Origin of the sequence: Streptomyces sp. NPDC058308, from assembly GCF_042880275.1 — a bacterium.
Classification (GTDB): domain Bacteria; phylum Actinomycetota; class Actinomycetes; order Streptomycetales; family Streptomycetaceae; genus Streptomyces.
The window spans coordinates 91872-118199 of record NZ_JBHVZA010000019.1; the positions used below are offsets into that span (position 1 = coordinate 91872).

Annotated in this window: 21 protein-coding genes and 1 pseudogene; 14 read left to right on the plus strand and 8 right to left on the minus strand. The window is 70.3% G+C overall.

Annotated elements, in window-relative coordinates; translation table 11 throughout:
* Positions 1–2 precede the first annotated feature (2 nt).
* The 3 genes from ACFVYL_RS24910 to ACFVYL_RS24920 all read left to right on the plus strand — a co-directional run bounded on the left by ACFVYL_RS24910 (position 3) and on the right by ACFVYL_RS24920 (position 2813).
* Positions 3–1295, plus strand: coding sequence for an MFS transporter (locus ACFVYL_RS24910; protein WP_389719568.1), 1293 nt, complete (start codon positions 3–5; stop codon positions 1293–1295).
* A 479-nt stretch (positions 1296–1774) separates the two neighbouring features.
* On the plus strand, positions 1775–2542 hold the full coding sequence (locus tag ACFVYL_RS24915) for a GntR family transcriptional regulator (protein ID WP_389719570.1): 768 nt from the start codon (positions 1775–1777) through the stop codon (positions 2540–2542).
* A 43-nt stretch (positions 2543–2585) separates the two neighbouring features.
* Entirely contained in the window at positions 2586–2813 is a 228-nt protein-coding gene (locus ACFVYL_RS24920) for a ferredoxin family protein (protein WP_055563275.1), read from the plus strand.
* Here ACFVYL_RS24920 and ACFVYL_RS24925 read toward each other — a convergent pair.
* Positions 2806–3093, minus strand: coding sequence for a hypothetical protein (locus tag ACFVYL_RS24925; protein WP_389719689.1), 288 nt, complete (start codon positions 3091–3093; stop codon positions 2806–2808). The genes ACFVYL_RS24920 and ACFVYL_RS24925 overlap by 8 nt on opposite strands.
* Between ACFVYL_RS24925 and ACFVYL_RS24930 the strand changes: the two are divergent.
* The 4 genes and pseudogenes from ACFVYL_RS24930 to ACFVYL_RS24945 all read left to right on the plus strand — a co-directional run bounded on the left by ACFVYL_RS24930 (position 2990) and on the right by ACFVYL_RS24945 (position 8693).
* Positions 2990–4285: pseudogene (locus ACFVYL_RS24930) on the plus strand (ABC transporter substrate-binding protein). The gene ACFVYL_RS24925 and the pseudogene ACFVYL_RS24930 sit on opposite strands and share 104 nt — an antisense overlap.
* Positions 4282–5142 carry an ABC transporter permease gene (locus ACFVYL_RS24935; protein WP_389719571.1) on the plus strand — a complete coding sequence of 287 codons (861 nt, stop codon included), beginning with the start codon at positions 4282–4284 and terminating at the stop codon, positions 5140–5142. The pseudogene ACFVYL_RS24930 and the gene ACFVYL_RS24935 overlap by 4 nt, the downstream one beginning before the upstream one ends.
* Complete coding sequence (locus ACFVYL_RS24940) at positions 5139–5909, plus strand: ABC transporter ATP-binding protein (RefSeq protein WP_389719573.1); 771 nt, start codon at positions 5139–5141, stop codon at positions 5907–5909. Before ACFVYL_RS24935 ends, ACFVYL_RS24940 begins: the two co-directional genes overlap by 4 nt.
* A gap of 30 nt (positions 5910–5939) precedes the next feature.
* A complete protein-coding gene (locus ACFVYL_RS24945; protein ID WP_389719574.1) occupies positions 5940–8693 on the plus strand; it encodes a fumarate reductase/succinate dehydrogenase flavoprotein subunit in 2754 nt (917 codons plus the stop codon).
* A 74-nt stretch (positions 8694–8767) separates the two neighbouring features.
* Here the strand turns inward: ACFVYL_RS24945 and ACFVYL_RS24950 are convergent, their stop codons facing one another.
* On the minus strand, positions 8768–10063 hold the full coding sequence (locus ACFVYL_RS24950) for a lanthionine synthetase C family protein (RefSeq protein WP_389719575.1): 1296 nt from the start codon (positions 10061–10063) through the stop codon (positions 8768–8770).
* Positions 10060–13323: a thiopeptide-type bacteriocin biosynthesis protein gene (locus ACFVYL_RS24955; RefSeq protein WP_389719577.1), complete on the minus strand. Its 3264-nt coding sequence runs from the start codon at positions 13321–13323 to the stop codon at positions 10060–10062. Before ACFVYL_RS24955 ends, ACFVYL_RS24950 begins: the two co-directional genes overlap by 4 nt.
* A gap of 204 nt (positions 13324–13527) precedes the next feature.
* Between ACFVYL_RS24955 and ACFVYL_RS24960 the strand changes: the two genes are divergently transcribed.
* Positions 13528–13671, plus strand: a complete 144-nt coding sequence (locus ACFVYL_RS24960) for a hypothetical protein (RefSeq protein WP_389719579.1) — start codon at positions 13528–13530, stop codon at positions 13669–13671.
* Between the two features lie 478 nt (positions 13672–14149).
* Here ACFVYL_RS24960 and ACFVYL_RS24965 read toward each other — a convergent pair whose 3' ends face one another.
* Positions 14150–14533 carry a winged helix-turn-helix transcriptional regulator gene (locus tag ACFVYL_RS24965; RefSeq protein ID WP_389719580.1) on the minus strand — a complete coding sequence of 128 codons (384 nt, stop codon included), beginning with the start codon at positions 14531–14533 and terminating at the stop codon, positions 14150–14152.
* A gap of 90 nt (positions 14534–14623) precedes the next feature.
* Between ACFVYL_RS24965 and ACFVYL_RS24970 the strand changes: the two genes are divergently transcribed.
* On the plus strand, positions 14624–15553 hold the full coding sequence (locus ACFVYL_RS24970; RefSeq protein ID WP_389719582.1) for an NADP-dependent oxidoreductase: 930 nt from the start codon (positions 14624–14626) through the stop codon (positions 15551–15553).
* Positions 15554–15680: 127 nt separating this feature from the next.
* Here the strand turns inward: ACFVYL_RS24970 and ACFVYL_RS24975 are convergent, their stop codons facing one another.
* A complete protein-coding gene (locus tag ACFVYL_RS24975) occupies positions 15681–15938 on the minus strand; it encodes a hypothetical protein (RefSeq protein WP_389719584.1) in 258 nt (85 codons plus the stop codon).
* Positions 15939–16151: 213 nt separating this feature from the next.
* Between ACFVYL_RS24975 and ACFVYL_RS24980 the strand changes: the two genes are divergently transcribed.
* From ACFVYL_RS24980 to ACFVYL_RS24990, 3 genes are all read left to right on the plus strand, one after another.
* Complete coding sequence (locus ACFVYL_RS24980; RefSeq protein WP_389719585.1) at positions 16152–16916, plus strand: aminoglycoside adenylyltransferase family protein; 765 nt, start codon at positions 16152–16154, stop codon at positions 16914–16916.
* Positions 16917–17321: 405 nt separating this feature from the next.
* Positions 17322–18938, plus strand: coding sequence for a hypothetical protein (locus tag ACFVYL_RS24985; protein WP_389719586.1), 1617 nt, complete (start codon positions 17322–17324; stop codon positions 18936–18938).
* Positions 18939–19207: 269 nt separating this feature from the next.
* Positions 19208–19795: a hypothetical protein gene (locus ACFVYL_RS24990; protein WP_389719587.1), complete on the plus strand. Its 588-nt coding sequence runs from the start codon at positions 19208–19210 to the stop codon at positions 19793–19795.
* Positions 19796–19906: 111 nt separating this feature from the next.
* Here ACFVYL_RS24990 and ACFVYL_RS24995 read toward each other — a convergent pair whose 3' ends face one another.
* The gene (locus ACFVYL_RS24995; RefSeq protein ID WP_389719588.1) at positions 19907–20431 is read right to left on the minus strand and encodes a MarR family winged helix-turn-helix transcriptional regulator; all 525 of its coding nucleotides are present in this window, start codon (positions 20429–20431) and stop codon (positions 19907–19909) included.
* A gap of 116 nt (positions 20432–20547) precedes the next feature.
* On the opposite strand from ACFVYL_RS24995, the gene ACFVYL_RS25000 reads away from it, so the two are divergent.
* Both ACFVYL_RS25000 and ACFVYL_RS25005 read left to right on the plus strand, forming a co-directional pair.
* Complete coding sequence (locus ACFVYL_RS25000) at positions 20548–22050, plus strand: MFS transporter (RefSeq protein ID WP_389719590.1); 1503 nt, start codon at positions 20548–20550, stop codon at positions 22048–22050.
* A gap of 763 nt (positions 22051–22813) precedes the next feature.
* Complete coding sequence (locus tag ACFVYL_RS25005) at positions 22814–23746, plus strand: LysR family transcriptional regulator (RefSeq protein WP_389719592.1); 933 nt, start codon at positions 22814–22816, stop codon at positions 23744–23746.
* Positions 23747–23792: 46 nt separating this feature from the next.
* Here the strand turns inward: ACFVYL_RS25005 and ACFVYL_RS25010 are convergent, their stop codons facing one another.
* On the minus strand, positions 23793–24092 hold the full coding sequence (locus ACFVYL_RS25010; protein WP_389719594.1) for a hypothetical protein: 300 nt from the start codon (positions 24090–24092) through the stop codon (positions 23793–23795).
* Positions 24093–24106: 14 nt separating this feature from the next.
* Positions 24107–25969, minus strand: a complete 1863-nt coding sequence (locus ACFVYL_RS25015; protein WP_389719684.1) for an ABC transporter ATP-binding protein — start codon at positions 25967–25969, stop codon at positions 24107–24109.
* Positions 25970–26328: the final 359 nt, after the last annotated feature.

The window sequence follows — 26328 nt, forward strand, 5'->3', positions numbered from 1 at the left end:
TAGTGCCCGAAGACTTCTTGGCCGGTGATCGCCGTCCGCTGACAGCGGTTCTTGCTGCCAACCTCGTTTCGATCACCGGGAATTGCCTCACGTACATGGGCGTGCCGTGGTCCGTGCTACAGAGCACGGGCAGCGCCGCCAAGGTGGGGATCGTCGCGTTCTGCACACTGCTGCCCGTAGTGCTCGCCGCGCTCGTCGGTGGTCCGGTCATCGACCGGATCGGGCGACGCCGCGTGAGTGTCGCCTCGGATCTCGCCTGCGGAGTCGCCGTTGCGGCGATCCCACTGCTGCAGTTCGCCGGCATCCTGCATTTCTGGACGCTGTGCGTGCTGATGGCGATGACAGGGCTGTGCCGTTCGCCGGGTGAAACCGCCCGCGGCGTGCTGTTGCCCACGCTCGCCGAACGCGCCGGAATGCCGCTGACCAGGGCTGCCGGGTTGTACGACGGTGCGGCACGCTGCGCGGCGCTGACCGGATCCGCTCTCGGCGGCGTGCTGATCGCCGGACTCGGAGCCGAGAACGTCCTGTTGATAGATGCCGCGACCTTCGCCGTGGCAGCGCCGCTGTTCGCGTTCGGGGTGCGCGGCCTGCCTGAGGCACAGGCCCAGCGGCGGGTCGGGCCAGCGTCGCTGCTCGCCTACCGTCGTGAACTCGCGGAAGGCTATCGCTTCGTGGCGGCCACGCCGTTGCTGCTGGGTCTGTGCCTGATGACGCTGGTCACCAGGGGCCTTGACCAGGGATGGAGCGCCGTGCTCCTCCCCGTGGATGCCCGTGGGGAGCTTGATGGTTCCATCGATCTCGGTCTGCTGAACGCGGCGTTCGGGGTCTGCGCACTCGCGGGGGCGCTGGTCTACGGGGTAGTGGGCGGCCGCTTTCGGCGGTGGCCCGTGTTCACGATCGCGTTTCTCATCGTGGGCCTGCCGCGCTTCGTGGTAGCCGCCTTCACTGACACCTTCGCGCCGCTGGCCGCGATCATGGCGGTCGAGGGCCTCGCCTGCGGCGTGCTCAACCCCATCATGGCCACAGTGACGTACGAGACGGTGCCGGAGGAACTGCGCAGCCGCGTGCTGAGCGCGACAACAGCCTCGCTCCAACTGGTCACTCCGCTGGGCGGACTGGCCGCAGGCTTCCTCGTGGATTCGGTCGGACTGCCCTCCACGCTGATCACGGTAGGCGGTGTGTATCTGCTCGCCACACTGTGCCCGGTGATCTTTCCGGCCTGGAGACAGATGGACAGCACCGCTCTCCCCACGACAGGAGAGAGGGCGCTTCCGCGGCCCCGGCGGTGTTGCTGAAACTCACCGACATTCCAGACGCCCACCCCACCCCACCCAGCCGTTGCTGGAACCCACCGACAGGCGTTGTTCCCCGTCATCGACATACTCAGCAGGCGTCCCGAAGGAGCAGACAGCGCACACGTGGAGGACGGCGGCCTCCGCAGCCGGGCGACGGTCCGGGCGCCGTGCTGCGTATGCCGGAGAAGTCTGCTCGCACGGGCCGCCCCGGGGACACCTTCGGCCGGAGCGGAAGCCGCTTCGCGGGGGAAGGACGCCGCTGCGCCCGGAGCGGACGCAGCTGAGCCGAAAAGCGCGCGTTCAGGTTTCAGTACGCCGACGGTGCCCCCGCCGAGGCCGTCCACCTGGTGGACGCCTGGGTGGCGGATCTTCGTCGCCGCCCGCCGAACATGCAGGTCAGAGCCCTGCGTTGGTGTGCGTCAGGTGGCGCAATGCTGCCGCAACACCGCCGCGGCCGACGCGCCGGTACGTTCCCTGCCATGGCAGCCGAACACAGCCACGCCTCACTTCCGGTCGCCGCCGCGCGGCGTCGGCGGCTCCGTGCTGACCAGGCACGGCAGCTCGCCGATCTGCTGCGGCACCAGATCCTGACGGGCGGCTTCCCGCGCGGCGTCCTGCCGCTCGAGGACGCCATCGCCGCCGACTACCGGGCCAGCCGCAACACCGTACGCCAGGCCCTCGACCTGCTGCGCGGCGAGCAGCTCGTGGACCGCAAGGCCGGTGTCGGCACCGTCGTGGTGTGCGAGAAATACCCACATGCCCTCGACCGGCTCCAGGGTCTGGCCGAGATCCTGCACGAGCACGGCCGGGTCACCAACGAAGTCCGCACGGTCGGCCCGGTCGGCGCGCCGGGCCCGGTGGCACACCGGCTCGGGCTGCCCGACCACACTGATGTGCTCTGCATCGAGCGACTGCGCCGCCTGAACGGTCTTCCGCTCTCCCTCGATCTGTCATACCTGCCCATGGACGTGGGCGGCGAACTGCTCGGCTGCGACCTGGAGAACACGGACGTGTTCCGCCTCCTGGAGACCGTGACCGGCGGTCCGCTGGGGCACGCCGAGATGACGCTCGAAGCCGTGAACGCAGACGCGCACTCCGCCGCGGTCCTCGAAGCCCCGCGCGGCAGCGCCGTCCTGATGCTGGAGCGGCTCACCCATCTGCCCGACGGCCGCCCCGTGGACCTGGAGTTCATCCGCTTCCGCGGGGACCGGATCACCATGAGCGGCGTTCTGCGCCGATCCGTCTGACCTTCCGCCGACGACCCTTCCCCCGCCCTTCCCGGAGTCAGCCATGCCTGTTGTCCCGCAGCGCGCCGACGTGCCCGTGACCATCGACGAGTCCCGCTGCATCGACGGCTGCACCCTCTGCGTCGACATGTGTCCGCTCGACTCGCTCGCGATCCGCGAGGACAACGGCAAGGCGTACATGCACGTCGACGAGTGCTGGTACTGCGGCCCGTGCGCGGCCCGGTGCCCCACCGGCGCGGTCACCGTCAACATGCCCTACCTGCTCAGGTGAAAGGCCAGACTTCGATGACTCGCACGACAGGTTCCACGGCTTCGACAGGTTCGACAGGTTCGACAGGTTCGACAGGTTCGACGGGTTCGGCGGGTTCGGCGGGTTCGGCGGGCAGATCCTCCGTCGCCCTCACCCTCACCCTCGCCCGGTCCCTGCCGATCGCCCTGCTGCCACCCCTGGCCACCGCGTGCGGCGGCGTGGCCGGGGCCGACGACTCCGGTACCGTCACGGTGACCGTCGGGTACCAGTCGAAGACCATCAACACCGTCACCGCCGGCACGCTGCTGCGCTCCCTCGGCTACTTCGAGGAGGAGCTCGCCGCACGCGGCAAGAAGGACGGCAAGAAGTACGAGGTGAAGTGGCAGGACTACGCCACGGGCGCCCCGATCACCGCCCAGATGACCACCGGCAAGATCGACATCGGGTCGATGGGCGACTATCCGCTGCTGATCAACGCGGCCCGCGGCAAGCAGCTCGGGCAGCCGACGCGGCTGGTCTCGGTCACCGGGTACAACCTGCGCGGTGGCCTCAACACCGTATTCACGAAGCCTGATTCCACCCTGCGGTCGCTGTCGGGACTGCGCGGCAAGAAGGTGTCGACCAGCATCGGCTCGGCTGCCGACGGGACCCTGGTCCGAGCCCTGAAACAGGCCGGGATCGACCCGGAGAAGGACATCAGCAAGCTCAACCAGCAGCCCAGCGTGGGCGCGTCCGCCCTGTCCGGCGGCAGTGTCGACGCCCTCTCCCAGTTCGTCGCCTGGCCAGGTCAGTTGGCGTACGAGGGCAAGGCGAAGGCCCTGTACGACGGCGCCGACCTGAACCCTGCCGACCTTCCACGGTGTCACCGTCCGCGAAGAGTTCGCCAAGGAGCGGGCCGGAGTGCTCGACGACTTCCTCACCGCCCAGCGGCGGGCCACCGACTACCTGCGCGAACGGCCGGTCGCGGCCGCCGAGTCGGTGGCGAAGGAGACCGGGCTGCCCGCAGAGGCGGCCTACCTCTACAACGGCGCCCACGGCATCGCCACCTTCGACCCGGCGCTGCGGCCCGAGCTCATCGCCGCCCTGAAGAAGGACGTCCCCCTCCTCACGGCGGCCAAGCTGGTGGGCGACGTCGACGTGGACGCCTTCGTCGACCCGAAGCCGCTGAAGCGGTCCGGCCAGGCCCGCGCCCGTCCCGAGGCGGGCGCGGCCAAGCCCGAGCTGTGGCTCAAGGGCCGCGACACCACCCGTACGTTCGCCAGTCCGAACAAGCTCCTCGCGGCCGTCGCGGCGGCGCGGAAGTCCGAGGTACGGGCCGCCTACGTGCCGGAGGCCCTGACCGGACCCTCTGGTTCGCGGACCGGGCGGTATGGGTGGCGCACGGCTCCGACCTGCGGGCCTTCGTCACGCCAAGCCACGCCAAGACCTACGTAGGACAGCACGCGGGTGCCCGCGTCGTCGGCTACGCGGAGGCCGTGGAGCTCGCGTCATGAGCATCGTCCGCAGGCTGGTCAGGGTGGCGTCGCTCGCCGGCGCCCTCGGCCTCTGGCAGCTCCTGACCACCCTGGACGTCGATCTGTGGCTGCGGTTCGGCCAGTTCCCCACGGTCGGCGAGGTCGCGGCCGCCTTCGGCGACCGGCTCGGCACCGCCCCGTACTGGCAGGACCTCGTCCACAGCCTGCGCCGCATCCTGGTCGGCTTCCTGCTCGCCGCGGTCCTCGGGATCGCGGCGGGCACGGCGATCGCCCGGTCGCGGTGGGCCGCCGACCTGCTCGGACCGCTGGTGGAAGTGGTCCGGCCGATTCCGGCGATCGCTCTGGTCCCGGTGGCGATACTGCTCCTGCCCACCAACGAACAGGGCATCGTCTTCATCACCTGCGCCGCGGCGTTCTTCCCCGTCCTGGTCTCGACCCGGCACGCGGTGCGCGCACTCACCCCGGCGTGGGAGGAGGCCGTGCTCACCATGGGTGGCGGACGGCTGCGCATGCTGTTCTCGGTCGTGCTGCCGGGCGCGCTGCCCGGCATCTTCGGCGGGCTCTCGGTGGGCATCGGCGTCGGGTGGATCTGTGTGATCTCCGCGGAGATGATCTCCGGTGAGTACGGGGTCGGCTACCGCACCTGGCAGGACTACACGGTCGTCGACTACCCGGGCGTCTTCGTCGGCATGGCCACCATCGGCGCCCTCGGCTGGCTGACCTCCACCGCGGTGGAGGTCCTCGGCCGCCGCGCCACCGCCTGGCTGCCGCGTCCGCCCGAGCGGGCCCCGTTCCGTGCGGCACGCCGCGCCGCCCGCCCGGCCGCCTCCCTCCCCGCCCCGGCCCCGGCCCTCGACAAGGAGCGCGTCGCATGAGCCCCGTACGCCCCGAATCCGTGTCCCGCACGGACGCATCCATCCGGAAGGGTGCCCAACTCGGCCTGGACGACGTGCGACTCGGCCACCGGGAGGGCCAGGCGCTGCCCGGGACCGTACGGCTGCGGATCGCGCCCGGCGAACTCGTCGCCGTGCTCGGCCCCTCCGGCTGCGGCAAATCCACGCTCCTTCGCACCCTCGCCGGCCTGCTGCCGCCGCTCGGCGGGCACGTCACCCAGGACGGGGTGCCCGTCGGCGGGCCCGGCGCCGACCGCGCGCTGGTTTTCCAGGAGGATGCCCTGCTGCCCTGGCGCAGCGTCCGCGCCAACGTCGAACTCCCCCTGGCCATCCGCCGGATGGGCAGGGCCGAACGGCGGCGGGCCGCCGAGGAGTGGCTGGAGCGGGTCGGTCTCGCCGGGCACACCCACAAGCTGCCTCGCCAGCTCTCCGGCGGGCAGCGGCAGCGCGTGCAGCTCGCCCGCGCCCTGGCCGGGGAGCCCCGCGCGGTGCTCATGGACGAGCCGTTCGGCGCCCTCGACCCGCACACCCGCGCCGGGATGCAGGACCTGCTCGTGGAAATCCTGCGCGACACCGGCGCGACCGTCGTCTTCGTCACCCACGACGTGGACGAGGCGCTGCACCTCGGTGACCGGATCGCCCTGCTGCCCTCCGGGGACGTCCTGGACGTCCCGCACCCCCGGCAACGGGACGCCCGCAACGCCCCCGGCACCACCGGACTCCGCCGCCGCGTCCTGGCGTCGCTGTAACCCTCGTACCCTTCCGTGAAAGGCGCGCCCGTGGACTCCCCCCTCACGATCCCTGCCCTCACCATCCCCGCCCTCGCCGACGCCACCGAGATCTCCTGTGACGTCCTCGTCATCGGTGGCGGCACCGCGGGCACCATGGCCGCCCTGACGGCCGCCGAACGCGGCGCGGACGTGCTGCTCCTGGAGAAGGCGCACGTGCGGCACTCCGGCGCCCTCGCCATGGGCATGGACGGCGTCAACAACGCGGTCATCCCCGGCCGCGCCGAACCGGACGACTACGTCGCGGAGATCACCCGCGCCAACGACGGCATCGTCGACCAGTCCACGGTCCGGCAGACCGCCACGCGCGGCTTCGCGATGGTCCAGCGCCTGGAGTCCTACGGCGTGAAGTTCGAGAAGGACGAGCACGGCGAGTACGCGGTCCGCCAGGTGCACCGCTCCGGCTCGTACGTGCTGCCCATGCCGGAGGGCAAGGACGTCAAGAAGGTCCTCTACCGGCAGCTCAGGCGCCGCGAGATGCGCGAGCGCATCCGCATCGAGAACAGGGTGATGCCGGTACGGGTACTCACGGTGGCCGGGCGCGCCGTCGGCGCGGCGGGATTCAACACCCGCACGGGCGAGTTCGTCACCGTCAGGGCGGGCGCGGTGATCCTGGCCACCGGCGCCTGCGGACGCCTCGGACTGCCCGCGTCCGGCTATCTGTACGGGACGTACGAGAACCCGACGAACGCGGGGGACGGCTATGCCATGGCCTACCACGCGGGAGCGGCGCTCACCGGGATCGAGTGCTTCCAGATCAACCCGCTCATAAAGGACTACAACGGCCCGGCGTGCGCCTACGTCGCGAATCCGTTCGGGGGCTACCAGGTGAACCGGCACGGCGAGCGGTTCGTGGAGTCGGACTACTGGTCGGGACAGATGATGTCCGAGTTCGCGGCGGAACTGGCCTCCGACCGGGCCCCGGTGTACCTGAAGCTCAGCCACCTTCCCGAAGAGACCATCAGCGCCGTCGAGTCGATCCTGCACACCACGGAACGGCCCACGCGCGCCGCCTTCCACGAGGGGCGTGGCCACGACTACCGCACGCACGACATCGAGATGCACATCTCGGAGATCGGACTGTGCGGCGGGCACTCGGCATCCGGGGTGCGGGTCGACGCGCACGCCCGCACCACCGTGCCCGGCCTGTACGCGGCCGGTGACCTGGCCTGCGTACCGCACAACTACATGATCGGCGCGTTCGTCTTCGGCGACCTGGCCGGGGCGGACGCGGCGCAGTACCGCGCCTACGAGGGCGACTTGCCCCACGACCAGCTCGCCGCCGCGCACGAGCTGGTCTACCGGCCGCTGCGCAACCCCGACGGGCCACCGCAGCCGCAGGTCGAGTACAAACTGCGACGCTTCGTGAACGACTACGTGGCGCCCCCGAAGGCCGGGGCGAAGCTGTCGCTGGCCGTCGAGGCCTTCGAGCGGATGCGGAGCGAGATCGCCGGCATGGGGGCACGGACCGCCCATGAGCTGATGCGGTGCGCGGAGGTGTCGTTCATCCGGGACTGCGCGGAGATGGCCGCCCGCGCCTCGCTGGCCAGGACCGAGTCCCGCTGGGGCCTGTACCACGCTCGCCTCGACCATCCCGAGCGGGACGACGCGGGCTGGCTGCACCATCTCGACCTGTACAAAGGACCGTCGGGTGCCATGGAGTTCAGTGCCCGCGCGGTCGAGCCGTACGTGGTCCCGGTGCCGGAGTTCGCCCCGGTGGCCGGGGCGGACCGGCCGCTCGGCGAGGTCGCCCTGGTGCCAGTGTCGACGGCGGGCCCGAGGAACGCGGCACCGGCGGCGCGTCCGGCCGCGCCGGCCCAGCGGCCCGAGGCGTCGAGCCCCGCCCCGGACGCCGGGCCCGTGTCGAGCCCCGCCCTCCTCGGCCTTCTCGCCCTCGCCGAGGAGTCGCCCGGCCTCGACGCACTCTCCCGCTACCTCGCCGACCCCGACCCCGCGGTGCGGGCGGCTGCTGTCGCCGTGCTCGCCGAGACGGTGCCCACCGGTGTGGGGCCCGCCCTCGCCGCACGGCTGCGGGACCCCGCGCCCCAGGTCAGGGAGGCCGCCGCAGGCGCACTGCGCGAGCTGGCCGAGGTGCTGCCCGCCGACCCAGAGCTGCGGCAGGGACTGTGGGCGGCGCTCGACGTGGTGGACCCCGCGGTGCGCGGCGCCGCCCTCGACGTACTGCGGGAGCTGCGGCTCGGCTCCGCCGCGGTCTACGCCGCCGCGCTCGGCGACACCGACATCGACGTTCGCGTCCGCGCGGTGCGAGCCCTGGTCTCCGTGGACGCGACCATCCAACTCGCGGCCGCCGCGGCCGACCCGGCCCGCGAGGTCAGGATCGCGGTGGCCCGTGGCCTCGCGGCGGTGCACGACCCGGCTCCGGCGCCCCTCGACCCGCTCATCGACGACTCCGATCCGCTGGTCAGGGCCGCCGCCCTGACCGCCCTCGCCACCACGGGCTGCCCGCTGCCGTATGCCGAACGGGCCGTGTCCGCGCTCGGCGATCCCGCCTGGCAGGTACGGGCGGGCGCCGCGACCGCCCTGAGCGCGGCCCCGGCCGACTCGGCGGTCCCCGGCCTCGCCAAAGCCTCGGCCGACCCCGAGGCAGACGTCCGCAAAGCCGCGGTCCTGTCACTCCTCGCGCACGCCACCAACCCCGACGCCCGCGCCGCCCTTGCCGCCGCGACCACGGACAGCGACGCGGACGTGCGCGCCTACGCAGGCCGTGGCGCAGCCACCTCGTGAAACCGGCCGGAACCGCCGGAGGCGCCGCCAGGCCTGTATGCCGGTCAGGACCCGGTGGCGCGTCGTAGGAGTCGTCAGCACAGCAACAAAGCAGCCTGCCAGGGCAGTTCGCCGAGCGGAGCCTCAGGGCTCTTTGCGCAGTGCAGTGCCAGCGCCGCACCCGCTGCCCCGTCGAGGAAGCCCGGCCGGTGGACGATCGAGCCGACGCCGGGCGCGGCGGCGGGCCACAGGAAGGGGTGGGCCGGGTCCGCCGCGACCGTCAGGGCGTCGGTCAACCCCGGGACCGTCCGGGCCAGTTCTTCTCCTCCGGGCTCGCGGGCCATGAGGGAGACGATCGTGGTAAGTCCCGCCAGGCCGTGGCAGAGGGTGGGGTCGGCGAAGTCGGTGCGGTCGCAGGCAAGGGCGACCGCGGCCACCGCCTGCCGGTTCCATTCCGGTTCCTTCAGTGCCAGCGCGGCCAGTTGGAGGGCGCGGGCGACGCCGGGTGTTCCGTAGCACCAGCCGGTGCGTGCCTCGGCCAGCTCGGGGCGGGCCCCGGAGGCCGCGGTCAGTTCGGCGTCCAGCGGCACGATGTTGGGCCAGCCCGCGCCGTCCGGGCTGCGGCGGGCAAGGAGCCATTCGGTGATGGTGCGGATCGCCCGCTCCTGGCCGGGCACGTGGACGCCCGCGCGGTGGGCGAGGGAGAGCAGTGCGAGCGGGCCGGGGATGCCGTGGGCGAGGCCGACGTTGAAGTGTCCGCCGGGGACTCCGTCGGGTTCGCTGAACAGGATCGGGTCGGCGGTCCACCAGCCGGGCACGGTCTTGCCGCCCGGTTCGGTGACTGGGCGGGTGAGTGCGACGAGGTGGCTGAGGACGAGCTCGACGGTCTCGCGGTGCTCGGTCCCGGCCGCGAGGAGTAGGCGCCCCAGGCCGGAGAGGCCGGCCACCACGTCGTATCCGGTCATCCTTGCCCCGGCCGTTCCGGCCGCCACTCGGGGTGTGTCCTTCTCGACAAGTCGCCGGGCGAGCAGGGCAACTTGGTTGTCCAGCTTGGTGAGCAGCGCCCCGTACTCACCGGGTTTGGTGACGGCCGTGCGGGCGGCGAAGGCGACCGCGGGCAGTCCCGCGTAGAGCCCTTCGCGTGCAGGCCTGGACACGCCGGTGACCGCCGCCGTCAGGTGTGCGTGCGTGGCGCGCGCGCAGCCGGGTTCGGTGTGGGCGAGTGCCGCGAGGAGGAGCGCGACGCCGGCGTGGCCGTCCGCGAGGGACTGGGGGTGCCACAGGGAACGTGTTCCGGCGAGCTCCGGGGTCTGGCCCGCGGCTACTTGCGCGGCGAGCGCGACCGGATCGGTGAGGCGCTCGGCGAGCAGCGCGACGGGGTTCTCGGTCATGATCGGGCCCTTTCCCGGTCGAGGTGGGCCTGGACCGCGCCGCGGGCCACGGCCAGGCTCTGCGCCTCGGCCGTACGGTCCGTGCCGAGGCGCCGGTTGCAGTGCATGTGTACGAGGGAGGCGAGTACCGCGTCCGGGGATACGCTCAGCGCGCCCCGGTCCTGCTCCTCGCGTACCAGATGCCCGAAACGTTCGACCGCCGCGTGGAGGGGGTGGGCTTCCGGGCCGTCCGGCGTGAGGTGTGCGAGTGCTTGTTTCCTTCGTGCCGCGAACGCCTTGTGGTGCTGTTCCCGCTTGGGATACGTGTGAGTGAGCCAGCGTCGCCAGTCTCCGCCGTAGCCCCGGTGGAAGGCCGATATCAGCCCGGTCACGTCGTGTGCGGTGGCCAGGATCCGCTCGCCCGTCGGAGCCGCGAGGCGTTCGAGCACCAGTTGGCTGTCCGCGTGGAACACCTCTTCGGCCGCGCCGAGCAGTGTCGGTCCTCCGTAGCGTTCGGTCTCGGGCGTGTAGCTGTCGAGGCGCAGTCCCCGGGCGAGTCCGTCTGCGGCCAGCGCCTCTGCCAGGTCGTGGAGTTGGGGCAGCAGGACGCCGTTGAGATGAGCCGGGTCGCCGTGGAGGCGCAGCCGCAGGTGTGGGTCCGGGTCGGCGTACCGGATGAAGAACCACCGGTCGACGCCGCCCGTCTCGTCGGACGGGGAGGGCAGCGCGGTCAGGAAGTGGTGCAGGGGCCCGGTCAGGAGTTCGTCCTGGCGCTCGGCGGAGGTGTAGAGCGACGCGTACAGCCAGGGTCCGCCGGGCGGGATCTCGCCGGTGCCCTGCCGGGTCGCGGGGAGTGTGGCGCGTGCGGGCCGTACGGATCGAGGAGGTCGCGCGTCGGAGCGCGGGTGTTGTGGCGTCAGGGTGGCTACGGCTTCTGCTTCGTGGGCGCCGCCGGGGCCGTGCAGCCAGCCGCCGTCGAGGTCCTGGCCCAGGGGCAGCTCGTGGACCACGGCCGTGCCCGTCCGCTCGCACTCGCGGCGCAGGATGTCCTGGTGCGCGGGGATGGTGAGGTTCAGTGGGATGCGGTGGTCGCCGAGGGTGAGATGGACGTGGTCGGGCACGCGCCAGAGCGCACGCCACTCCGCCAGGGGCAGGCCGGTCGTTTCCAGGCGCCAGCGGGCCGGGGCGAGCAGGGTGCGACCGGTGCGTACGGCGGGCAGGTAGGGCAGGTCCTCCGCGGCGCCCCATTCCCAGAGGCGCCATTGTCTGCGGCTGAACGCGGCGGCTTCGATGAGGAAGCGCACTGCGTTGGGCGCGGTCAGTTCGCGGTTGAGCACGTGCAGCGCCGCGGGGGTCAGCTCGCGGCCGAGTGGGAGGGAGACGATCCGGAAGCCTTCGGAGTCGGCGCAGACGGCGATGTCGTCGAGGGAGAGGTCGGTTGTGCCCGGCGCGGCGGGGCCGGGGTGGGCGCCGATGACCAGGCGTCCGTCCAGCCAGGTGGGCACCTGGGCGACGTTGGCGTGCCGGTGGTGGGAGGCCTGGTGGTGGATCTGGACGGGGAGGCGGCCTGTGGTGTCCTCGCGGGCGGTGCGCACCGTCTGCCGGATCGACTCGGCCTGTGCGGGTTCGAAGAGGTGCGCGAACCGGCCCATGAGGCCGCCGGAGGCGGTGGCGGCGCCGTTGAGGACGAGAGTGAAGTCGCCCCGGTCCACGGCGGCCGCCGACGTCGCCGCGATCTGCACGACGAGTTCGAGGGCGGGCGGCCGCACGCCGACGTCGGCCGCTTCCCGCTCGGCGGACCCGCCGCCGTCCGCGGTCTCCAACCTTCGCAGCCACTGCTCGTCCAGGACGACCTCGCGCGCTCCGTGTGCCTGCGCCTCGGCAGCCAGCCCGAGCAACAGCCGCTGTCGTGCGGCTCCCAGAGGGGCGGGCCCGGGGTCCGGGCGGTGGCTCGGGGGCAGCCGGTATCCGGCCGGGGCGCCGAGACCGATGTCGGGGTCGAGGAGTTCTTTGACGGGGACGTAGCGCCCCAGGCCGTACCGTTCGACGAAGTCCTGGTGGTACGGGGTCAGACGGCCGCGCCCCGAGGGCGCGAGGCGCCACAGTGCGGCGGCGGCGCGCTCCAGTTCGCGGGCGACCTCGTACGAGAGCACGACGGTGCCGTCCAGGCGCAGGTCCACCTGGACCGCGTGCCCGCCGGCCGCGGTGTCCTTGGGGCCGGCTGAGGTGCCGGCGACTGCTCCGGTGGCGGTCTCAAGTGCCGTACGCCAGGCGGCCCTTCCCTCCCCGAGCGGGGTGCGGAGGTAGTCGTCGAGGGCTGCGCGCAGTTCGGCGATGTGCCCGGCGGCGGGGGTGCCGGCCGGGAGCATGGCCTCGACGTGTGCCAGCGGATCGGGGGCGTCCAGAGGTGGGCGCAGCTCCGTGAGGAGTACTTCCGCGCCGATGAGCTGGGCGACGAGTCGCGCCACGGCGCCTTCGGGTGCCCCGGTGAATTGCGCTTCGACTTCCTGGACCAGGGCGTCGCAGCGTATGGGGTGGGCCGCGGCCTCCAGGATGGCGCGTACGACCGGGGTGTGGCGCAGCGTCCGCGACTTGGGGCGGTTCTCTCCGGCCGGGGTGGCGGCGTCCTGGACTGGTCCTGCGGGGGCGAACGGCAGGACCAGGCGCCCGCCGCGTACGAAGCACAGCCCGTTGGCCACCACGCTCAGCCCCCGGTGCACGGCCGGGTCGCGCTCCCACTCGGCGATCAGCCGGGCGAGCAGGCCGGCGTCCAGCCGCGCGGCCTTGTGCCCTGCGCCGGTGAGTTCGCCCTTGGTGGCCGCGCCGAAGGAGCCCCACAGGACGCCCGCGAGCAGGCCGAAGGGAGTGGGGCGGGACGCGGCCCGGAGCAGATAGCGGGTCACCGCGCGATGGGCCTTGCGCAGATCGGAGGCGACGACGGGCGCGTCCGCGAGGACGGCGTCGAGGGTGCGGGCGAGCGAGGGGCTGGAGACCTCCAGGGCCTCGCGGAACCGTGCGTCGGCGACCAGTTCGGCGAGCTGGGCGCGGAGTTCGCCGAGTGCGTCGGCCTTGCTCTGCTCGTCGCCTGCCTCGTCCCGCGCCTTGCTCGCGCCGTCCCGCGAGTGCCGTGAGTCCCGCGAGGAGGCCTCCTGCAGGGCCTCATCCTGTCGGGCCGCCTCCTGCCAGGTCGCACGGGCTCTCGGCCGTGCCAGGAGCGGCGCTCTGAGAAGAACTCCGTCCGCGCAGCGAAACACCGGTTCCGCGCTCTGGTCACGCCGCATCTGTGCCACTTCCCCTTACTGGATGGCTCATAAAACTGAGTTAAGAAACCCCAATTCCCCTCTCGGAGAATGGCGTCACCCTACCCAGGCATCCTCTCGCCCGTAACCCCTTGACTCCGTTCGCTATCCGTACATAGATTCCGATCTCGTCACCCGAGGGTGGCGATTCGTTCGGTTTCACAGGTTCCACTGGAAGGAATTCCCATGCCCGAAAGCATGACTCAGGACCTCTTTGACATCGACCTCACCGAGACCGCCATCCAGGACGTCGCCCAGGACGGCGCCGCGGGAGCGATCTCCGGCGAAGAGTCCTGTTTCCGCACGTGCACGACCTGCTCGCTCTGCTGACGCAGGCCATGTGAAGGGCCGGTTTCGGCCGTGCTTCGCGGCCGGAACCGGCCCTTCCGCCCGCTTGTCCGGACGGGAAAAACCGGGCGGGCAATACCTGTTGCCCTTTTGGGCACGGGCCGTCCGGCCCAATGGGCAAGGTTGCCGGACGTGCGCCCGCACCGTTGACACGTCGACAGATTATCGGCGACCTTTTATTTTGTGCGCGCACCCAATGCGACCGATTCGATTAACGCGGAAACACCGATCTCGCCATCGCTGAACCAGCGCCGAGCGACGTAGAACGCCAACTGCCAAGGGCGCGGATCCTCTGAAGTGACGGAGCCGGGCAGAATGCGCCGGCACTGACGATCGGGCACCAGTAAACCCCTACCTCGGTAGGGGAACTCCACGTCAGGGCTGACTCACATCAACGCAGGACGGCCGGGGCCGACATCGAATAGCGGCCTAAGGCGCTACTCAGCGCCCTGGCGCGGCCTCAGTCGCTATGGGCGACGACCGGATCGGAATGGGCGTCGAGCGCATCGAGCACTGCGTCGCCATTCGTTCTCGCCCACTCGGTCAGCACGTGGATCGGATCGATCAGGGTCGCCCCGAGCGGGGTGAGCTCGTACTCGACACGGGGCGGCACCGCGGCGTAGGCGTGGCGGCGGATGAGGCCGTGCGCCTGGAGTCGTCGCAGCGTCTGGGTGAGCATCTTGCGGGAGATGCCGCCGATCAGCTCGATCAGTTCGCCATGGCGCACCGGGCCCTTGCTGAGGCCGTAGAGCACGACGACCGTCCATTTGTCGGCGATGAGCTCGACCGCCAGGCGCGCTGGACAGTCGGCGAGAAAGGAATCGCCGGGACCGAATCCGCTCATGGTGCCCAAGCTATCTGCGCTGCAGGTACCTGCTGGTTCCTATCGGAAACCTAGCCTGGGTTCTCTCCCCCTTCCAGAGCCAGGAGAGCCATGCGAGTCATCACCCAGCAGGAGCTTGGCGGTCCCGAGGTGCTCACCATCATGGACGCGCCCGAGCCCCGGCCCCTTCCGACCGAAGTCCTCGTCCGCGTCAAGGCGATCGGGCTGAACCCGCTGGAGGCGCGCCTGCGCGCCGGCGAGTTCCCGCTCCTCGGCCGGCCGCCGTTCGTCCTCGGCTGGGATATCAGCGGCGTGGTCGAGGAAGGGCCACAGACATGGCGGTTCAGGCCCGGGGACGAGGTGTTCGGGATGCCGCTGTTCCCGCGGGCGGCGAGCGCGTACGCCGAGGTCGTGTCGGCGCCCGCGCTGCATCTGGCACGCAAGCCGGTGTCGCTCTCACACGTCGAGGCGTCGGCGCTGCCCCTCGTAGGGCTGACGGCGTGGCAGGGTCTCGTCGACCTCGGCGGCGTGAGCGAGGGTGACCGTGTTCTGGTCCATGGCGGTGGTGGCGGGGTCGGCCACGTCGCGATCCAGATCGCGAAAGCGTTCGGCGCGTACGTGGTCGCGACCGCCGGCGGGAGCAAGCGGGAGTTCGTCGAGGGGTTCGGCGCCGACGAGGTGATCGACTACACGGCGGTCGACTTCACTGAGGCGGTCCGCGATATCGATGTCGTGCTGGACACGATCGGCGGCGACACCGTCGAGCGCTCGCTCGAAGTGCTCCGCCCTGGCGGTCACCTGGTGACGGCGGTCGCCGAGGAAGATGTGAAGCTGATCGCGAAGTTCGAGGCGTCCGGCATGCGCTTCAGCGGCATCGCGGTCGACCCCGACCCTGTCGGCCTGCGAGGTCTCGTCGAACTCGTCGAACAGGGCAGGCTCCGGGTCCACGTGCAGGAGACCCTCCCGTTCGAGCGCGTCGCCGACGCACACCGGCTGCTCGAGAGCGGTCATCTCCGGGGCAAGCTCGTCCTCACCGTCTGATCTCGCCGCAGGAGTGGGGGCACCGTGGGCCGGGAGGTGCACCGGCGCGGGGCCGGGCACAGCCTCGTCGAGCAGCGCGGCGTCGACCACGTCGACCGGCTTGACGGCGTCGGTCGCTTCGGTGCGGTCACGTCTCCGACAGGTCGTTGGCTTCGCGGACGGCATGCCAGCAGTCGGAGCACAGGTCGAGCCAGCGTGGGCCCGCGCTGGTGGAGTTGACGGTGATGGCGGCGGTGGCCGTCTTGCCGCAGCCCAGACACACGTGTCCGCCGCGCGCCGCGCGATGGTGCAGTGCGGCGTCGTCGACGACAGCGGGCGCGGCGGGCAGTAGGTCCGGGTGGGCGGCGATCAGGTACAGCAGACCTGCGGCGGATTCGGTATTCATGGGGCCTTCGGAGGGATGGCGTACGGAGGGGTGGCGTACGGCGTACGGGGGGAAGCGGCTCACAACCTGTTCCTGAACCTCACGCAGGAACAGGGCCGATATCCATGGAGATCCTGTTCGTGCGATCTGCCGGGCTGAAGCCCGTGGGGGTGGTGCGCCCGGTTCGGGACAGGGGTGTGGTCGCCGCGAACGAACGTATACGAGACTGGCGAGATGGATCAGCTCGAGCGGACCGTCGAACTCCTCCGCGACACGGCAGGACCCGAGCTTTTGGGCGTGTATGTGCATGGGTCGGCCGTGCTCGGAGGGCTTGCCCCGGCCAGTGATCTGGACGTTCTGGCCGTGACACGCAGGAGCCTGGGGGATTGTCAGCGGCGTTCACTGGTGAAAGGTCTGCTGGAGATCTCCGGCCTGACCTCCGAAGTCCGGCCGGTAGAGGTCACCGTCGTTGTCGAGTCGGAGGTCCGACCCTGGAGGTTTCCGCCGACTGCCGATTTGCTCTATGGGGAGTGGCTGCGAGCGGACTACGAGAGAGGCAGGATCCCCCAGCCCGGTCCACTGCCGGACCTGGCCTTGGTGATCACGATGGTGCTGACGGGTGACCGTCCGCTGACGGGACCACGGCCTGCCGAGGTCCTTGCGCCGGTACCGCACTCCGACCTCGTCCGGGCGAGCGTCGCGGGTATACCTGAGCTCCTGGAAGAGTTGGATGAGGACACCCGCAATGTCCTGCTGACCCTCGCGCGTATCTGGACCACTCTCGCCACAGGCGAGATCAAGGCAAAGGATGCTGCCGCCGACTGGGCTCTGGCCCATCTGCCCCATCGGCATCGCCCCGTCCTGGAGCACGCGCGGAACTTGTATCTCACCTGCCACTACCAAGACGAGACATGGAGCAGTGAGCTGAGGTCCCAGGTCCGCCCTCATGTCGAGGCCGTGCTCACCCAGATCAACGATCTGCGCCGCAGACCGCAGTGAACGGCCGGCACTTCCAGGCGCCGCGTGGCCGCTGTGGTCTGGGTGTACGGAGCACGACGGTTGGCCCTTCTCTGAGGTGTGGTCAGTGGACCGGGCCAACGAAGGAGCGGCCCACACCATCAGCCCCTGTCTGTGGCTGTGGACCGGCCTGGTACCCAACCCGACAGCCCACCAAGGGCCAGTGAGCACCGCCGCGCGCCGTGTCCCGCTCGGTCCGGAAGCCTGGGGACTCACCTTCGACGCCGCCACCCCAGCTGCCGCACGACTCCACCCCGTACTGGTGACACCTTGGCGACGAAGGCGTCCAGGACGATCAAAATGCGGCACCGAGTCGTGCAACCCTGCGCCCGCCTCGCCGGTCATACGCACATACGTATGGCAACGCCCGATGGGGGAGTTCACGTCTTGAAGAAGTACACGGCAGCGCTGGCCACGAGCATCGCGGTCTGCGCTGCCGCACTGGTCGCCGCGCCCGCCGCGCCCGCCGCGCCCGCCGCGCCCGCCGCGCCCGCGGGTGACGGCGGTGCGAAGAGCCGTACGGAAACCCTGCTGGACGGGGGCAAGGTCTATGCCCTCTATGAGCACATGTCCTCGCGCTTCCACCCGAAGGACGTCACGCTCAGGATCCACGCGAAGAATGACAGCAAGGTCCTCGCCGACGTCCGCCTCGACGGCACCGAGGCCTGCCCCGACACGGACGACTGCTACGAGGACACCTTCAGGTCCGAGCCGGTCACCCTGCCCGCCATGGGCGCCTACGTGATCGACGTCGTGGCGAGGGAGGGGCAGCCGAACGAGGTCGTCGAGCCGGGCACCGGCTATCTCAACTACGGACTCCACCCCCGGCTCACCCTCACCAGCAGCCGCCCGTGGATCTCCTACGACAACGCTTCCCTCGCGGTCTCCGGGTCCCTGGTGGCCGAGGACCCCCACACCCACGAGGTGAAGCCGTTCGCCGGGGTGGGCATGTACTACCGCGCCCGGGAGGCCCGCGGCGAGGGTTGGGTGTGGACGGACGAGGCGGGGCGCTTCACGTCCTCCCAGCACTTCAGCGAGCACAGCACCGACACCACGTACGAGTACATGTTCGACCAACAGTACGAGTCGCTCACCCTGCCCTTCCGCAAGCAGGAGCTGAAGCTCACGGTGGACGCCCCCACCGGCACGGTCACCGCCCCGTACGGCAGTGACATCCCCGTCAGCGGCAAGCTCACCCGTATCGCGGACGACGGCACCGAGAAGCCGCTGGCCGCCGAGGTGCAGATCGGCGACAGGGCCGCCGCGAGCGGTGCGAACGGCACCTTCTCCACGGCGTACACCGTCAAGCAGGGCGGGCAGGTGAGCGTCCGGCCGACCGCGTCGAACTGGTTCACGGCGCCGGCCCCGTACTCCTTCACGCTGGCCACGCCCCCTCGGACGAGCGAGTTGTCGAACGTCAAGGCCGAGGTCAGCAAGTACCGCAAGGTCACGTTCACCGGAAAGCTCGGTGTCACGCGGGGCTCGTACCCTGCGGGCGCCCAGGCGAAGGTGTCCATCGACCGCCGTACGGAGGGTGGGTCCTGGTCGAGCACCGGCACCTTCGACGCCGCGTACGGTGCCTCCTTCACGGCCTCCTCGCCGAAGAAGGCGGATGCGGGCGCCCAGTGGCGGCTCCGCCTCGTGAACGCGGGCGTAAACGGTCCGAGCTTCACGCTGGGCCGCACGTACACCAAGATCTGGAACGACGGCGTCTCGCCCGAGGGCGTGCGCAAGGGGACGACGCTCACGGCCAAGGGTGGCCTGATGCGGAAGACGGGGTCCACCTGGCGGCCGTACGGCGGCCAGAAGATCCGCGTCTGGTTCAAGGCCGCGACGGCCGGCTCCGCGTGGCAGGAGCTGGGCAGCGCCAGGACGCTGGCCGACGGCACGTTCCGCAAGAATTTCACCGCGCGGCGGGACGGCACCTGGCAGATGCGCTACACCGACACGGTGGCCTCCCACTACGCGGACTACGGAAGTGAGGACTACGTAGACGTCCGTTAGCACCTCGCGTGCGGGAGCGGCAGGTGTGCTGTCCGTAGAGGTTGGTGACGGGCCGGCCGCCCTTCTTATTCCGGTTGTCGGCCTTGTCCTTGGAGCGGGTCTTCTCCTCTTCGGCGGCGCCCTTTTCCGGTGCCGCGAGCACGTCTGGATAGAGGTGCGTCCCGGCCGGGCTGGCCGTACTCGCCCACTAGCCACCCCCGGCGCCCTGCTTCCGGAGCCCTTTGGCTGGGAACACTCGGACTATGGGGGGCGAAGTACTCGTACCGGGAGTGACAGCGATCATCGCGGCCGCCATTGGGTGGGCGGGCGCGTTCGCGCAAGCCAGAGGAGGTAGGGCCCAAGCAGCGGCCGCCAAGAAGGCTGCCCAGATTCAGGCGGATGCCGCCTCGGACGCCGCGCAGCTTCAGTTCATTCAGTCGAGCCGCGTCAACGCCTGTGCTGGTCTGGTCGCTGAAGTCCTGGAGTTCGAGACACTGCTGACACAGTTCAACAAGGGTGTGGGCCCCGGGGTGAATGCTTCTTTCCCCGTCTTCTGGAGCGGTGGGGCGGATGCGGGGTCCGCTATGCGTCGATGGGCGGCGCGGCGGGAGCGGCAAGACTATCCGCGGCTGGTGGAGAGTGTGGCCAAGGTGCGTCGCGCCTGCGCGGTTATTGAACTGCACGGGCCGGAGGGGTTGAGAGAGGCGGCTCTTGAGCTCCTTGCCGAATGCGAAGAGAACCTTTCACATGCGCATGAGGCCGTCCGTTCGGTCGCGGCTGAGGGCTGGGTGCCCAGCCATGTCGTACAAGTCAGGGCTGCGCGTAGACGCTTCGCGGATGTGGCGAGGCCCTACCTCGGCAGCTCTGGGACCCCGTAGACGGTCGTGTCGCCTATCCGGCGTGGAGCACGGAATGGTGACAAGTCGACGCACCCGCCGCCTGGTTCGATGGCCACCTCGTACGGGCCATGGTGACGGCAAGCAAGCCGGTCAGGGGGTCCGGTCATCAGGGGTACGGGGAGACCGCGGTGTCACCGCGTCCTGTTCCGTGAGATGGATGTCCATGGTGGTGTTCAGGTCGGCCAGGAACACTTCGAACTGTTCGAGGAGCCGGGGCGGATAGTGCGACATCGCGGCGTCGAGGCGGTGGGCGAGCGGACCGAAGAACTCGTCCGCCCGTTCCTGGATGTGCCCGCCGCTGCGCAGCGTGACGATGCGCCGGTCGGAGTGTTCGCGGGCGCGGGTGATGTGCCCTGCCGCTTCGAGACGGTTCAGGAGCGCGGTGGTGGCGCCCGTGGACAGGGAGATCCGCTCGCTCAGCCGTGCCGGTGACAGGGGAGTGCCGCGCTCCTCGGCGGCGGCGATCTCCAGGACCGCGGTCGCGTCGGTGGAGTGCAGGCCCAGCCAGGCGGCGAAGCGCCGGCTGAGTTCGGCGTAGTGGCCGCCGTAGATCCTCAGTGATTCCATCAGCTGCTCACGTCGCTCCGCGACGCCGTCGCGCACGGCTTCCTCCATGCCGACCCTCCACCCTTCTCTTCAGCCGCGCGGTCCGCACGGTCGTCCCGCTTTGACAACCTACCGCCCCCACTTTACCTTCATGATGGAATTACTTCACCATGGAGGTACCTGGCGTGCGTGACCCGTCCCCTACCCCTGACGAGACGACCGAGCCCTACCGATGGCGCTACTTGATCCTGGTGGTGATGATCGTCGCGGAGATCATGGATCTCCTGGATGCCTCGATCGTCAACGTCGCAGGCCCGGACCTGGAGGAATCGCTCGGTGCCGGCCCGGTCGGACTGCAGTGGGTGATCGGCGGCTACGCCCTCACCCTGGGCGCGGGTCTGGTGCTCGGCGGCCGGCTCGGTGACCGCTACGGCCGGCGCCGGATGTTCTTGATCGGCCTGGCGGCCTTCACCGCGAGCTCCCTGCTGTGCGCGATCGCGCCGAACATCGAGTCGCTGATCGCCTTCCGCCTGCTGCAGGGCACCGCCGGAGCGATGCTCCTGCCCCAGGGCCTGGGCCTGCTGCGGGAGAACTTCTCCGGCCCCGAACTCACCAAGGTCTTCGCGATCTTCGGACCCATCCTCGGCCTGGGTGGCATCATCGGCCCGGTCCTGGGCGGCTTCCTCATCGAAGGCGACTTCTTCGACCTGGGCTGGCGATCGGTGTTCCTGGTCAACCTGCCCATCGGAACCGCGGCGCTGATCGTCGCCGCGAAGTTCGTGCCCAAGAAGGCGGGAGACCGCACAGTACGGGTCGACATGACCGGCGCCGCCCTGGTCGCGGCGTCCTGCGCCCTGCTGGTGCTGCCGCTCAACCAGGGACAGGAGAACGGCTGGCCGCTGTGGACATGGTTGTCCATGGCCGCCTCGGCGATCGGTTTCGCCGTCTTCGCCCTCCAGCAGCGCCGCACGGCCGCCGCGGGCCGCGAGCCGCTGGTGACCCCGGGTCTGCTGCGCAAGCCGGCCTTCACCGTCGGGCTCGGCGGCATCGCCCTGTTCTTCGCCGGACTGATCGGCACCCAGCTCGTACTGACCCTGTTCCTGCAGATCGGCCAGCACTTCACCGCCGGTGACGCAGGACTGGGCAACCTGCCCCTCGCGGTGGGAACCGCGATCGGCGGCGCCATCAGCGGTGCGTTCCTCGCGGACAAGATCGGCCGCAAGGTGCTGCAGATCGGACCGCTCGTCCAGCTGGTCGGCGCGGCCGTGCTGTGGTTCGAACTCGATGGCCTCGATGCCGCCTCGTTCTCGATCTGGGACATCGTTCCCGCCGTGGCGGTGGCGGGCACCGGTGCCGGCATGGTGATCGCCGCCCTGTTCAGCTTCATCCTGGCCGCGGTCGACGACGACGAGATCGGATCCGCTTCCGGCGTCCTGTCGGCGGTCCAGGCAATCGGCGGTTCCATCGGCGTCGCGGTCTTCGGCTCGGTGTTCTTCGCCCGGGCGAAGACTGGTGACTTCACGGGCGGCTTCCACCGTGCGCTGATCGTCCAGGCGTGTCTGCTGGTGGTCTTCCTCGCGATCACCCTCCTGCTGCCCAAGAGGGGCCGCCCCGAAGAAGAGCAGCACGGCATCGCCCCCGAGATCGCGGGCGACGGCTCAGGCGCCGAGCGGCACCTCACCATCTGAGACCTGGCCGGGGGCCGTGCGCGACGAGCGGCCCCGGCCGGCCCGAACGGACCGCGCGCCGGGCTGTCGCCCGACGTGGGAGAAGAGGAGTCGGTCATGTTCTCCTGCTACGGTCGCCCCCGTTGCCCGACCAGCGGCTCAACTTGCCGGGGCGGCGGGCCCGGAGCGGGCGAGGGCGGAGGGCAGCGGCTCGCGGGCGCGGGCGCGGGTGCGCGGTACGGCGCGCGCAGCTGCCACAGTGACACTCCCAGCGCTGCGACACCGGCCGCCGACCTGGTAATACCCCAGGCCGGAGTGAATTCCTGGCGCCCCCTGCGGGCCTGGGCTATACGATCGTGGCCCTCGCATGACCGTGCCTTACAAGAAGAGAGCCTGTGGGCGCGCCCGTTCAAGAGCAGCGACGAGTACCCACTGGTTCTTTCTTTTACGTGCGGTCGGCAGCAACCGCTGCCCCGGACATTACGATGCCAATCATTGCCGCGGCGACGATGGTGGCAACTCCCGCCCCTAAGCGACGGTGGAAAGCCCTGTTCTGCAGTACGGCGCCCCTTTTGGTTTCCCATTCAGGCGCGGCTCGGCAACAAGACGTTTCGGTACCCACCTGCTGCCGACGGTCACACACCTATGCTGCGACCGGACTCCACTCAAATACTCGACCCAGGTCGATTAGGAATTGCCGATGCCCCGATAGGGTGCCCCTTCCACCCCTCCATCACCTGAGCGGAATTGGTCTGTTTATGATGAGCGTCGGAGGTGGCTCGTCATGCGCGTGGAACAGTTGGAATACCTGACGGCAGTCACACGGCTGGGATCCTTGCGCCGCGCCGCCGAGGTACTGCACTTGTCGCAGCCGGCGCTGAGCGAGACACTCCGCAACCTGGAGCAGGAACTAGGAGTGGAGCTCTTGGAACGCAAGCGTTCCGGAGCCAAGATCAGCGACCAAGGGCGCGAACTGCTGCCGCACATTGCGGGGGTGCTTGACGCGGTCGACCGGCTGCGCCAGGCCGCCGACGAGCAGCACCACATCAGCCGTAGGCTGCGGCTGGGCACGGTCAACGCAGCCACTGTCACACTGCTGACGCCGGCCATCCGTGAGTTCCGCGCCGCTCATCCATCGACTGAGGTGGAGGTGGTCGCGGACCGGCAGGACGGTATCCAACGGCATCTGGCCGAGGGCGGGTTCGATCTCGGGCTGGTCAGCTACCTTCGAGACGACGATCTTCCGCCTGGCCTGCACACCACCGAACTGCTGCGCGGGCGCCCGGTCGTCTGTGTCCGTCCGGACAGCCCGTTGGCTGCGCGCAAGGCGGTCACCGTCGCCGATCTCCTGGGCGAGCCGTTGATCGTGATGCGATCCGGTTATGTCATGCATCGCTACATCCATCGCCTTCTGAGCGGCCGTACGCCGTCCTTTTCTTACTCGACCGACGGTGCCGAGATGTGCAAGCTGATGGTGGCTGAGGGCCTCGGCACCACCGTGCTGCCCGACTACAGCGTGCTCGGCGACCCCTTGGAGCGCAGTGGCACCATCGCGTGTCGTCCGTTGGCCGACGACTCCACCGAGCTCCGCGTCATGATCCAGCGACGCCACGCACGCCCGATCCCCACGGCGGCCCGGGAGCTGCACGCCATCCTTGTGCGCCGGGCCGCGGAACGGCGCAAGCACCAGCCTTCAGCTCAAGTCCCTCCGGCCTGAGCGAGCTTCATCGGATCAGCGCGCGAGCGCGGTCAGGATGACGACCTCAGGGAAGGACGAGGCCGACGTTCCACAGCCGCAGCCCGCGCCACTCTGGGCGTATCCGTCGGCCCATCACACCCTGCGGCATCACCCAGCCCGAGTAGGTGTTGGAACGGACGGTGATCTGGCCGAAGCGGTTGACGCGCGGAGTGAACCACCGTCCCGTCTCGAACACCTCGTTGGGCAGCGGTCTCAGTAGTGGTCGCTCGTGGGCGGAGGACTCACCGATCGTGCGGGTCCGCGAGCGGAGTCGGCGCCCCTCGTTCTGAAGGTTCCACTGGCCCACACGTCTGACGAGAGGCACCGACCTAGCCTGGCTTACGTACGTGTCGTCTGCTTCTGTCCTTCCGGCTCAGAGTTGATCTGGTAGGACAGCAACTGCTGGAACATGCCCTGCTGTTGGGCGAGTTCCTGGTAGGTGCCTTTCTGGACGATCCGGCCCTCGTCGAGGACCACGATCCGGTCGGCGACCGCGACGTTGGTGATGCGGTGGGTCACCAGGAGCACCACCCGGTCCCGGGCGAGGTCGCGCAGTCGCCGGAAGACGCGGTACTCGGCACGTGGGTCGAGGTTCGCGGTCGGCTCGTCGAGTACCAGCAGTCCGGCCTCGCGGAAGAAAGCCCTCGCAAGGGCGATCCGCTGCCATTGGCCGCCGCTCAGTTCCTCCCCGCTGAGCCATTCGCGGGCGAGGAGCGTGTCCAGGCCGGAGCCGAGCCTGTCCACGACCTCGTCGGCGTCGGCTGCCTTGCACGCTTCCCGTACCGCCGCGTCGCCGCGGGCTGTCGGCTGCCCCTGTGTCACATTCTCGCGCACGGTCAGCGGCCAGCGTGCGTATTCCTGTGGCACCAGGGCCACCTGCTGCCACAGCTCTTGGGGATCGGCCTCCTCCGTGGGCGTGCCGTCCCACAACACCTGCCCTTCCGTGGGCAGATACAGACCGCTGACCAGCTTCGACAGGGTCGACTTCCCGGAGCCGTTGAAACCGACCAGCGCGGTGACCTCGCCGCGGCGCAAGGTGAGGGAGACGTCGGACAGGGCGTTGTCGTCCTTACCCGCGTAGCGGTGGGAGAGCGACTTGATCTCGATCTTCTTCGGGGGCTCGGCACGGTGCGGACCCCGGCACATGCGGAAGCCACCGGCCTTGTCCAGGAAGCCGCTCCAGTCGTCCATGTACAGCCCCGTGCGGATGGTGCGCGCCCCGACGCTGACCAGCCCGCGGACCGACTGGCCCACGGCCTGGAGTGCGAAGACGGCCGTCCCCGCGTGCCCGACGGTGATGCGGTCGGTGGCCAGCAGAATCACGACCGCGGCCCAGACGACCGCTGACCCGACACCTCCGCACAGGGCGCCGACGAGGGACATGCGCGCGCCCTTGTCGGCGGCGGCCCGGTCCTCGCGGTTGATCCGGGAGACGGTCTGCCGGTACCGGCCCGAGAGGAAACCGGCCATGGTGCCCGCGCGGATCTGGTCGGCCGCTTCCTTGGTGTAGATGTGCCAGCGCAGCACCGAGAGCATGCGCCGGTCGCCGTTGCTGCGCATGTTCGCGAGGTAGCGCACCCGGGCGGCGCTGACCTGGGCCAGTGCTTGAGGAAGGCTGGCCGCCACCAGGAGTGGCAGGAGCACCCAGTGCACCCCGGCCAGCACGATCGCCCCGGCGAGGAACGAGGCTCCCGAGGCGATCAGGTCCTGGCCTTCGTCGATCAGGTCCCCGGTGACCTCGGCACCGCGGTCGGCCGCGTCGCGGTCGCGGTTGAAGTCGGGCTCGTCGTAGGCGCACAGCTCCACCTCGGCGCAGGCCGTGAGCAGCATCTGTTCGGCCTCGCGCGACATCAGTGGGCCCAGCCGGGAGGAGAGCCAGCTGACGGTGATCCCCAAGAGGGCGCGGACTCCGGATGCGCCCGCCAGGAGGGCCACGGACGGCCATGCCTCAAGGAGCCGGTGGTAGACGTCTCCGCTGGACAGGAGCGCGGTCAGGGTTCCGCTGATGGCGACAAGCCCCAGGGCTTGCATCACGCCGGCCGCCGCCTGGCACAGCAGGAGACCGACCGTCGCGCGCCGGTCGACACGCCAGGCGAGCGCCAACGAACGGCGCACCAACTGCGGCAGGCGCTTGGCCATGTCACGCATCCGGATCGACCGTCCGGCCGCCTCACGGCTGCCGGTCAGGTCGACGAACCGCATTTGTGGCTCTGGTGAGGTGGCGTCGGAGGTAGCGGGTGGCTCGACGGGTGTGTCGGCGGAGGAGAGGGAGGGGGAGGGCGCCGTCGCGGTGGAGGTCTGGGGTGGGGTGGTGCGCGGTCCCGGGACGCTGTCGGGCGATGCATCGGCGTGCTCGCTCATGCCGCCCACCCCGTATCCGGTCGTACTGAGCCGATCGCGCCGTCAACGCTGTGTGCGGTCAGGCGCGGCCGTCGTTCGAATCCAGGGGGCCGATGTGCGGGAGCGGCGACAGGGCACATGTTGTCCTCCATCTGAGCGGTGAAGTGGCACTAGTGCTCTAAGAACGCGGCTGATCCGGGGTCGTCACGGCCCGCATGAGG

Bases quoted from the DNA above. Each gene is read 5' to 3' on its own strand.
- ACFVYL_RS24980 (WP_389719585.1), top strand. From the start codon at position 16,152: ATGGATCAGCTCGAGCGGACCGTCGAACTCCTCCGCGACACGGCAGGA.
- ACFVYL_RS24935 (WP_389719571.1), top strand. From the start codon at position 4,282: ATGAGCATCGTCCGCAGGCTGGTCAGGGTGGCGTCGCTCGCCGGCGCC.
- ACFVYL_RS24965 (WP_389719580.1), bottom strand. From the start codon at position 14,533: ATGAGCGGATTCGGTCCCGGCGATTCCTTTCTCGCCGACTGTCCAGCG.
- ACFVYL_RS24975 (WP_389719584.1), bottom strand. From the start codon at position 15,938: ATGAATACCGAATCCGCCGCAGGTCTGCTGTACCTGATCGCCGCCCAC.
- ACFVYL_RS24940 (WP_389719573.1), top strand. From the start codon at position 5,139: ATGAGCCCCGTACGCCCCGAATCCGTGTCCCGCACGGACGCATCCATC.
- ACFVYL_RS24960 (WP_389719579.1), top strand. From the start codon at position 13,528: ATGCCCGAAAGCATGACTCAGGACCTCTTTGACATCGACCTCACCGAG.
- ACFVYL_RS25015 (WP_389719684.1), bottom strand. From the start codon at position 25,969: ATGCGGTTCGTCGACCTGACCGGCAGCCGTGAGGCGGCCGGACGGTCG.
- ACFVYL_RS24915 (WP_389719570.1), top strand. From the start codon at position 1,775: ATGGCAGCCGAACACAGCCACGCCTCACTTCCGGTCGCCGCCGCGCGG.
- ACFVYL_RS24920 (WP_055563275.1), top strand. From the start codon at position 2,586: ATGCCTGTTGTCCCGCAGCGCGCCGACGTGCCCGTGACCATCGACGAG.
- ACFVYL_RS25005 (WP_389719592.1), top strand. From the start codon at position 22,814: ATGCGCGTGGAACAGTTGGAATACCTGACGGCAGTCACACGGCTGGGA.
- ACFVYL_RS24955 (WP_389719577.1), bottom strand. From the start codon at position 13,323: ATGCGGCGTGACCAGAGCGCGGAACCGGTGTTTCGCTGCGCGGACGGA.
- ACFVYL_RS24950 (WP_389719575.1), bottom strand. From the start codon at position 10,063: ATGACCGAGAACCCCGTCGCGCTGCTCGCCGAGCGCCTCACCGATCCG.
- ACFVYL_RS24995 (WP_389719588.1), bottom strand. From the start codon at position 20,431: ATGGAGGAAGCCGTGCGCGACGGCGTCGCGGAGCGACGTGAGCAGCTG.
- ACFVYL_RS24970 (WP_389719582.1), top strand. From the start codon at position 14,624: ATGCGAGTCATCACCCAGCAGGAGCTTGGCGGTCCCGAGGTGCTCACC.